Source organism: Myxococcus xanthus (assembly GCF_006402735.1).
GTDB lineage: Bacteria > Myxococcota > Myxococcia > Myxococcales > Myxococcaceae > Myxococcus > Myxococcus xanthus_A.
Map to the genome: position 1 here is coordinate 4,545,360 of NZ_CP017174.1, position 8,896 is coordinate 4,554,255.

The window sequence follows — 8,896 nt, forward strand, 5'->3', positions numbered from 1 at the left end:
CCGCGTCACGTTGTTCCTCAATGGGCCCGGTTCAAGGCCGGTTTCTCCTCGGAATCCAACCTCTGGCGGCGGGAATCAGATGCCTGCTTGCATGTTGGGTTCCCCGGCGAATCTCCCCGCTTTTTACTGGCTTGACCCAGCCAGGAGCTTCCCGCAGAACCGCGACACCCATGGCCCTGGAAAGGACCGTTTCATGAAGCGTTTGTTCGTGATTGCCACCCTCCTCGGCGCGGCTCCCGCGATGGCCGACGAGGGCATGTGGACCTACAACAACTTTCCCTCCGCGAAGGTGAAGGAGAAGTACGGCTTCGAGCCTTCCCAGCAGTGGCTGGACAACGTGCGCCTGTCCTCGGCGCGTCTGGCGGGCGGATGCTCGGCCAGCTTCGTGTCCGCCAACGGCCTGGTGATGACGAATCACCACTGCGCGCGCGGCTGTATCGACCAGCTCTCCACGGCGAAGAAGGACTACATCGCCAACGGCTTCTACGCGAAGGCGCAGGCCGAGGAGACCCAGTGTCCGGCGATGGAGATCAACCAGCTGGTCAAGATCACCGACGTCACGGAGACGCTGAACAAGGCCACCCAGGGCCTGACCGGTAAGAAGTACGCCGACACGCTGAAGGCGAAGATGTCCGAGCTGGAGCAGGCCTGCTCCGCCGGCAACGCCAAGGCGCGTTGTGACGTCGTCACCCTGTACCAGGGCGGCCAGTACAACCTCTACGAGTACAAGCGCTTCCAGGACGTCCGCCTGGTGATGGCGCCCGAGCACGCCATCGCGTTCTTCGGCGGCGACCCGGACAACTTCGAGTTCCCCCGCTACGACCTCGACGTGACGTTCCTGCGCGTCTACGAGGACGGCAAGCCGGCGACGACGAACAACTTCTTCAAGTGGTCCGACAAGGGCGCTCAGGAAGGCGAGCTGACCTTCATCTCCGGCCACCCGGGCCGCACCTCGCGTGGCCTCACCATCGCGGAGCTGGAGTTCCAGCGTGACGTGGTGCTGCCCAAGACGCTGATGACGCTCTCCGAGATGCGCGGCATGCTGACCGAGTTCGGCCGCCGTGGCGCCGAGCAGCGCCGCATCTCCACCAACCTGCTGTTCGGCGTGGAGAACTCGGTGAAGGCGCTCAAGGGCCGTCACGAGGCCCTGCTGGACAAGACGTTCTTCGCGCAGAAGGTCGCTGCGGAGCAGGACCTGCGCAAGAAGGTCGAAGCCAACCCGGAGATGCAGAAGAAGTACGCCGCGGCGTGGGATGAGATCGCCAAGGCCCAGGCGCAGCTGCGCAACATCCGTCAGGACCTGACGTTCATGGAGAACAGCGGCGGCCTGTCCTCCACTCTCTTCCAGGTGGCCCGCACGCTGGTGCGCGGCGCCGAGGAGCTCCCGAAGGCGAACGGCGAGCGCCTGCGTGAGTTCAACCAGGCCAACGTCCCGGCGCTGGAGGCCCAGCTGTTCAGCCCGGCTCCCGTCTACCCGGAGCTGGAGATTGCCCGCCTGACGTTCGGCCTCACCAAGATGCGCGAGGAACTGGGCTCCGACCACCCCTTCGTGAAGAAGGTGCTGGGCAAGGAGTCCCCCGAGAAGCTGGCCGCGCGGCTGGTGAAGGGCACCAAGCTGCGTGACGTGAAGGCCCGCCAGGCGCTGTACAAGGGCGGCAAGGCGGCCATCGCGGCGTCCAAGGACCCGATGATTCAGCTGGCCGTCGCGGTGGACCCGGACATGCGCGCCATCCGCAAGACGTACGAGGAGAACGTCGAGTCCATCATCCGCAAGAACAGCGAGCTGGTGGCCAAGTCCAAGTTCGAGATCTACGGCACCAACCAGTACCCGGACGCGACGTTCAGCCTGCGCCTGTCCTACGGCGCGGTGAAGGGCTACTCGGAGAACGGCAAGCAGGTCAGCCCCATCACCCAGATGGCGGGCACCTTCGAGCACGCCACGGGTGAGGAGCCCTTCGCGCTGCCGAAGTCCTGGCTGAAGAACGAGAAGGCGCTGGACGGCACCACGCCGATGAACTTCGTCTCCACCAACGACATCATCGGCGGCAACTCCGGCTCGCCGGTCATCAACAAGGACGCGGAGATCGTCGGCATCGTGTTCGACGGCAACATCCAGTCCCTGGGCGGCGAGTACGGCTTCGACGAGAGCGTCAACCGCTCGGTCAGCGTCCACAGCCAGGCCATCATCGAGTCGCTGACGAAGATCTACGGCGCCACGCGGCTGCTCGAGGAGCTGCGCCCGGGCAGCACCAAGGTCCCGCCCGTGAAGGCCAGCCCGGCGAAGTAATGCCTTCGGGCGAAGATGGGGGCCCCGGCGCGGTCGGCCAGGGCCCCTGAAACACGAAGAGGCTGCCCGGCACATGTACCGGGCAGCCTCTTTCGCGTCAGGGCGTCAAACGCCCTACCGCCCTACTCCCATTCGATGGTCGCGGGGGGCTTGGACGAGATGTCGTAGGCGACGCGGTTGATGCCGCGCACCTCGTTGGTGATGCGCGTGGAGATGCGCTCCAGCACGGGGAACGGCAGCCGGGCCCAGTCCGCAGTCATGCCGTCCACGCTGGTGACGGCGCGCAGCACGCAGGTGGACTCGTAGGTGCGCTCGTCGCCCATGACGCCCACGCTCTGCACCGGCAGCAGCACCGCGAAGGCCTGCCACACCTCCTTGTAGAGGCCGGCGCTGCGAATCTCCTCCTGGACGATGGCATCCGCGCGCCGCACCAGCTCCAGGCGCTGCTCGGTGACTTCACCCAGGACGCGGATGGCCAGACCCGGGCCGGGGAATGGCTGGCGGGACACCATCTCATCCGGCAGCCCCAGCTCGCGGCCCAGGGCGCGGACCTCGTCCTTGAAGAGCTCGCGCAGCGGCTCCACCAGCTTGAGCTTCATCGTCTCCGGCAGGCCGCCCACGTTGTGGTGGCTCTTGATGGTGACGGAGGGGCCCTTGTACGACACGGACTCGATGACGTCCGGGTACAGCGTGCCCTGGGCCAGGAACTCCGCGTCCTGCACGTCGCGCGAGGCCTCCTCGAACACGGCGATGAACTCGCGGCCGATGATCTTCCGCTTCTTCTCCGGGTCCGTCACCCCGGCCAGCTTGTCCAGGAAGCGCTGGCGGGCATCCACCGTCTTCAGCGGGACGTGGAAGCGGTCCACGAAGAGCGCCTCCACCTGGGCGCGCTCGTTCTGCCGCAGCACCCCGTTGTCCACGAAGATGCACTGCAGCCGGGGGCCAATGGCCCGGTGCAGCAGCAGCGCGGCCACGGAGCTGTCCACGCCGCCCGACAGCGCGCAGATGACCCGGCCGTGCTCACCCACCTGGCGGCGGATGGTGCCCACGGCCTCGTCGATGAAGCCCTTCATCGTCCACGAGCCGCTGACCTTGCACTCGTTGAAGACGAAGGCGCGCAGCATGGCCTTGCCCTGCGGCGTGTGGACCACCTCCGGGTGGAACTGGACGCCGAACCAGGGCTTCGTCGTGTGGGCGGTGGCGGCGAAGGGCGAATTGCCGCTGCGGCCAATGGCCTCGAAGCCGGGGGGCAGCGCCTCCACCCGGTCGCCGTGGCTCATCCAGACCTGGACTCTGTCCCCGGGGGTGAACTCGGCGAAGGGGCCGCGGCGGGCCAGCACCTCCACCTCCGCGTTGCCGAACTCGCGGTGGGCGCTCCGGTCAATCTTGCCGCCCAGCAGCTTGGCGGTGAGCTGGAGGCCGTAGCAGATGCCCAGCACGGGGACGCCGGCTTCGAAGACGAACGGGTCGCACCGGGGGGAGTCCGGGGCCTCCACGGACGCCGGGCCGCCAGAGAGGATGATGCCGCGGGGAGCGTACTTGCGGATGTCCTCCGCCGGGAGGTCCGGGCGGTGGATTTCGCAATAGACGCCCAGCTCGCGGACGCGCCGGGCGATGAGCTGGGTGTACTGGCTCCCGAAATCGAGGATCAGGATTTTTTCGGCGTGCAGGTCCACCTGGGAGTCTCCAAGAGGGGCGTCGTTGACGGCTGGGGGCCCTTATCGCTACAAACTTCCGGAATACAACGCCCAAGTACCTTCAATTGTTCGAGGCCTGGATGCTCCGCCGCCTGTCCGCCCCTACCGCTGCTGCGACCCTACTCCTGCTGTCCGCCACCGGATGCGTGAAGGAGATCTCCTCGGATGAGCGGCTGGACCGCGAAACCCAGAATCTCTCCGCGAAGGAGATGCCGGGTGCCGCCGAGCTGGAGAAGCTCACCTGCGAGGACTCCACCGAGGCGCTCATCAAGGCGCGCAATGTGAACCGGCCGGAGACGGACCGGCTGGTGGACTACATCGAGCTGTACTCCTCCCTCCGCAAGCGGACCGCCACGTTCGAGGATGCGATGAACCGCAACCCGGACCTGAGCTACCGCGAGGGCACCCAGCACCTGGTCAACGCCAAGGACAACTGCATCCAGCAGACGGCCGACGTCCGGGTGGAGTTCGAGACCTACATGCGGGAGCTGGTGGGCGTGCCCACCGTCCAGGAAATCAAGGGCGGCAACACCGTGACCATCGCCCGGCTCGACTTCAACACCCTGCGCCAGGCCATCGAGACGCTGGAGCCGGACGACAAGGACACGCTGCTCAACCAGGTGAACTCCGCGGAGAAGCGCGTGGCCCCGTCGACCCCCGCGGCCGATGAGTCCGCCCCCGCGTCGGGTGGTGGCCGCAAGCGCGGCCGGTAAGGACGCTCCGGCCGTCTCTGGCTGGACACCCAGGGCCCCGCCGAGAGGCGCGGGCCCTTTTTCATGGCCTCGGGACGCGGCGCGGGAGGACGGGCCACCGCCCTCCCTGGCGCCCTCCGGACTACCCGACGCGGTAGTTCGGCGCTTCCTCGGTGATGATGACGTCGTGCACGTGGCTCTCCTTGAGCCCGGCCGAGGTGATGCGGACGAAGGTGGCCTGGGTGCGCAGCTCGTCGATGGTGCGGCAGCCCACGTAGCCCATGCCGCTGCGGATGCCGCCCAGCATCTGGTGGACGTTCATCGCCAGGGTGCCCTTGTACGGCACGCGGCCCTCGATGCCCTCGGGCACCAACTTCACGGCCTCCACGTCCGCCTGGAAGTAGCGATCCTTGGCGCCCTGCTTCATGGCGCCCAGGCTGCCCATGCCGCGGTAGCTCTTGTAGCTGCGGCCCTGGTACAGGATGACGTCGCCCGGGGACTCCTCGGTGCCGGCGAAGAGCGAGCCGACCATCACCGTGTTGGCGCCCGCCGCCAGCGCCTTGACGATGTCGCCCGAGTACTTGATGCCGCCGTCGGAGATGACGGGCACGTCGTGCTTCTGGGCCTCGCGGACGCAGTCATCCACGGCCGTCACCTGGGGCACGCCCACGCCGGCCACCACACGGGTGGTGCAGATGGAGCCGGGGCCGATGCCCACCTTCACCGCGTCCACGCCCGCCTGGATGAGCGCGCGGGTGGCCTCGGCGGTGGCGACGTTGCCGGCGATGAGCTCGAAGCCCTGGAAGTTCTTCCGGGTGTCGCGCACGCCATCCAGCACCGCGGTGGAGTGACCGTGCGCGGTGTCCACGACGATGACGTCCACGCCGGCCTTGATGAGCGCCTCCACGCGGGCCTCGCGGTCCGCGGACACACCCACGGCGGCGGCGCACAGCAGGCGGCCCATGCCGTCCTTGGCCGCGTTGGGGTGCGTGCGGCGCTTCTCGATGTCCTTGATGGTGATGAGGCCCTTGAGCTCGAAGGCCTCGTTGACGACGAGGAGCTTCTCGATGCGGTGCTCGTGCAGCAGCTTCTGCGCATCTTCCTGCGTGATGCCTTCGCGGCCGGTGACGAGCTTGCGCGTCATCATCGACTCCACCGTCTGGGTGAAGTTGGTCTCGAAGCGCACGTCGCGGCTGGTGACGATGCCTACCAGCCGCTGGCCCTTCACCACCGGGATGCCGGACACGCCGTGAAGGCGCATCAGCTCCAGCGCGCGGCCCAGCGGGGCCTCCGGTTCGATGGTGACGGGGTCCACCACCATGCCGCTTTCGAACTTCTTGACCTTGAGGACCTCGAGCGCCTGCTGCTCGGGCGTCATGTTCTTGTGGATGACACCAATCCCGCCCTCCTGGGCCATGGCGATGGCGGTCCGGGACTCCGTGACGGTGTCCATGGCCGCCGACAGGAGGGGGATGTTGAGACGGAGATTGCGGGTGAGCCGGGTCGTCAGGTCGACGTCCTTGGGGACGACCGAGCTCTCGCCCGGGACCAGGAGGACGTCGTCGAAGGTGAGGGCGAGCCGGATATCGGGGTTGAGCATGAGCAGCGCTCCCGTGGGCAGATGCCCGCGGGGCACCACAGCCCGCGGGTGCGGTTCCATACGAGGTACGCTGCCCCGGCGCAACGGAGAAGGGCGCTGATTTTGACGCCCGTTCCCTCGGAGTTCGGGCGATAATCGCAACCCAGTATCCCCTCTCGTCTCAGGAACCGGGCATTGACGGATTCGAATCAGGGTGCGGTCGGGCTCGTCGTGAAGCTGCCCTTCGCGACGCCTGAGGAGTTCCTGGCGAAGTACGGCCCGAATGTGACCCGGGGTGGCATCTATCTGCGCGCACGCGCGGTGAAGCCACCGGGGACGGCCGTCACCTTGGATCTCAAGCTGGCGGGCGGGGAACGCATCATCTACGCGGCGGCCGTCGTTCACTACGTCACAGGTCAGGGCGGCCCGGGCGTGCTCGGCATGGGCCTGCGCTTCCTGAACGCGGATGCGCCCACCCGGCGGCTCCTGGATTCGCTGGTCGTCACCCTGCCCCACGCCCAGTCGGATGTTCCCCCGGTTCCTCCCAATGTAGGGCCGCCGGATTACACCGTCCCACCCACGGAGCAGACGCCCGTCGCCCTCGCCGCCGAGCTCTTCGCGCCGGCCCCCGTGCCAGGCAGTGCTTCAGCCGAGGCCCCTGCCGCGCCGCCGCAGATGATCTCCAACGCGGCGTTGAACCTCAGCTCGGAGGACCCGAAGCGCGCCGGTGTCGTCATCGGCATCGACCTGGGGACAACGAACTCGTGCGCGGCCTACGTCCGCAACGGCAAGCCGGGCGTGCTGCCCAGCCGCGAGGGCCACAACACGGTGCCCTCCATCATCGCCGTCAACACGCGCGGCAAGCTGGTGGTGGGCCACCCCGCCAAGGGGCAGATGCTCACCAATCCGCGCCAGACGGTGTACGGCGCCAAGCGGCTGGTGGGCCGGCCCTTCGCGTCCCTGGTGGTGGAGCAGATCAAGGACCGCTTCCACTATGAGATCGCCGCCAGTGAGAATGGCGACGCGGGCGTGAAGCTGGGCGAGCACGTCTACACGCTCCAACAGATCTCCGCGCTCATCCTCCGGGAGGTCCGGGAGGTGGCGCAGAACCAGCTGGGCCATCAGGTGTCCCGCGCGGTCGTCACCGTCCCCGCCTACTACAACGACAACCAGCGCCAGGCGGTGCGCGAGGCCGGGAAGCTGGCGGGCCTGTACATCGAGCGCATCCTCAACGAGCCCACCTCGGCGGCGCTGGCCTATGGCTACGGCCGCAAGCTGAACCAGCGCGTGCTCGTCTATGACCTGGGCGGTGGCACCTTCGACGCGTCGGTGCTGGAGCTGAACGACAACGTCTACGAGGTCATCTCCACCGGCGGCGACACGTTCCTGGGCGGCATCGACTTCGACTCCGCCATCGTCACGTACCTCCTGGACGAGTTCCAGAAGACCACGGGCCGCGCGTTCCAAGGGGACCGGGTGGCCCTGCAGCGCATCAACGACGCGGCCGAGCGCGCCAAGTGCGCGCTGTCGGAGCGCTCGGAGGTGCGGGTGCACGTCGCGTTCGTGACGATGATCGACAACAAGCCGTGCGACCTGGACGTCATGCTCTCGCGGCAGAAACTGGTAGAGCTGACGGAGGGGTTGGTGGATCGCACCCTCCAGGTCTGCGAGGAGGTCCTCCGAGCGAAGAAGGTGACGCCGCAGGACATCGACGAGGTCATCCTCGTCGGTGGGCAGAGCCGCTTCCCGCTGGTGCACGAGAAGATCACGAAGTTCTTCGGCAAGCCGCCCAGCAAGGGCGTGCACCCGGACGAGGCCGTGGCGCTGGGCGCGGCGCTGCTGGCGCACAGCCTGGGGCAGTTGGAAGGCGTGGTGCTCATCGACGTGCTGCCCATGGCCATTGGCGTGGGCCTGCCCGGTGGCCGCTTCAAGGCGGTGATGGAGCGCAACACGTCGCTGCCGTCCACCAAGAGCTACACCCTGGCCACGCACCGCGACGGCCAGACGGAGCTGGAGCTCACGGTGTTTCAGGGCGACTCCGACAAGGCCGCGGACAACGAGTACCTGGGCACGCTGAAGCTGGAGGGCCTGCCGAAGCTCCCGCGTGGCGCCGTGCAGGTGAACGTCACCTTCGAGGTCAGCAACGAGTCGCTGCTGAAGGTCACCGCGCGCGAGGCTTCGTCGGGCCGCGAGGTGACGAGCACCTTCACCACGCGCGACACCCCGGAGGCCGTGAAGGCGCGGCTGGCGCAGATCGAACCAGAGACGCCGCCGGCGCCCGGCCCGGCAGCCGCGGCACGGAGCGCGGGCCACGCGGGGGCCACGGCCACAGGGCCCTCCGCGCCGGTGAAGGTGCCCATGGCCACGGCCGCGCGGCCGGTGCTCGTTCGGCCCGCTTCGTCGGCTCCCGTGCCCTCGATTCCTGCTGTCAGTGTGACTGTTGCACCCAAGCAGAAGGGCTTTATGGGGTGGCTCAAGGGGTTGTTCGGAAGAGCCTGAGAACGCGCACTGCGTGTCCTGATCGCACTCAGTGTCATGTATGGTTTCGGTAATTTTCCGGTGAATCTGGCCATCGCCTAGATAGTCGGATTTGCCTGCTATGTAGCGCCTCGCTTCCTTCCGGACAGACGAGCGCGCTCCC

At 67.6% G+C, this 8,896-nt stretch carries 5 protein-coding genes; 3 read left to right on the plus strand and 2 right to left on the minus strand.

Translation table 11 applies throughout. The features are described 5' to 3' along the window. Positions 1–193: 193 nt before the first annotated feature. A complete protein-coding gene (locus tag BHS09_RS18995) occupies positions 194–2,287 on the plus strand; it encodes a S46 family peptidase (protein WP_140791938.1) in 2,094 nt (697 codons plus the stop codon). A 122-nt stretch (positions 2,288–2,409) separates the two neighbouring features. Here the strand turns inward: BHS09_RS18995 and guaA are convergent, their stop codons facing one another. Then, the gene (gene guaA / locus BHS09_RS19000) at positions 2,410–3,963 is read right to left on the minus strand and encodes a glutamine-hydrolyzing GMP synthase (protein WP_140791940.1); all 1,554 of its coding nucleotides are present in this window, start codon (positions 3,961–3,963) and stop codon (positions 2,410–2,412) included. Between the two features lie 86 nt (positions 3,964–4,049). Here guaA and BHS09_RS19005 point away from each other — a divergent pair, with 86 nt between their 5' ends. Continuing rightward, the gene (locus tag BHS09_RS19005; RefSeq protein WP_140791942.1) at positions 4,050–4,697 is read left to right on the plus strand and encodes a hypothetical protein; all 648 of its coding nucleotides are present in this window, start codon (positions 4,050–4,052) and stop codon (positions 4,695–4,697) included. Positions 4,698–4,818: 121 nt separating this feature from the next. Here the strand turns inward: BHS09_RS19005 and guaB are convergent, their stop codons facing one another. Beyond that, the gene (gene guaB / locus BHS09_RS19010) at positions 4,819–6,276 is read right to left on the minus strand and encodes an IMP dehydrogenase (RefSeq protein ID WP_140791943.1); all 1,458 of its coding nucleotides are present in this window, start codon (positions 6,274–6,276) and stop codon (positions 4,819–4,821) included. A gap of 174 nt (positions 6,277–6,450) precedes the next feature. On the opposite strand from guaB, the gene BHS09_RS19015 reads away from it, so the two are divergent. Beyond that, positions 6,451–8,754 carry a TIGR02266 family protein gene (locus BHS09_RS19015; protein ID WP_140798517.1) on the plus strand — a complete coding sequence of 768 codons (2,304 nt, stop codon included), beginning with the start codon at positions 6,451–6,453 and terminating at the stop codon, positions 8,752–8,754. Positions 8,755–8,896 lie beyond the last annotated feature (142 nt).

What these genes read in the sequence shown, in the direction of transcription:
- BHS09_RS18995 (WP_140791938.1), top strand. Translation starts at nt 194, where the DNA reads ATGAAGCGTTTGTTCGTGATTGCCACCCTCCTCGGCGCGGCTCCCGCG.
- guaB (WP_140791943.1), bottom strand. Translation starts at nt 6,276, where the DNA reads ATGCTCAACCCCGATATCCGGCTCGCCCTCACCTTCGACGACGTCCTC.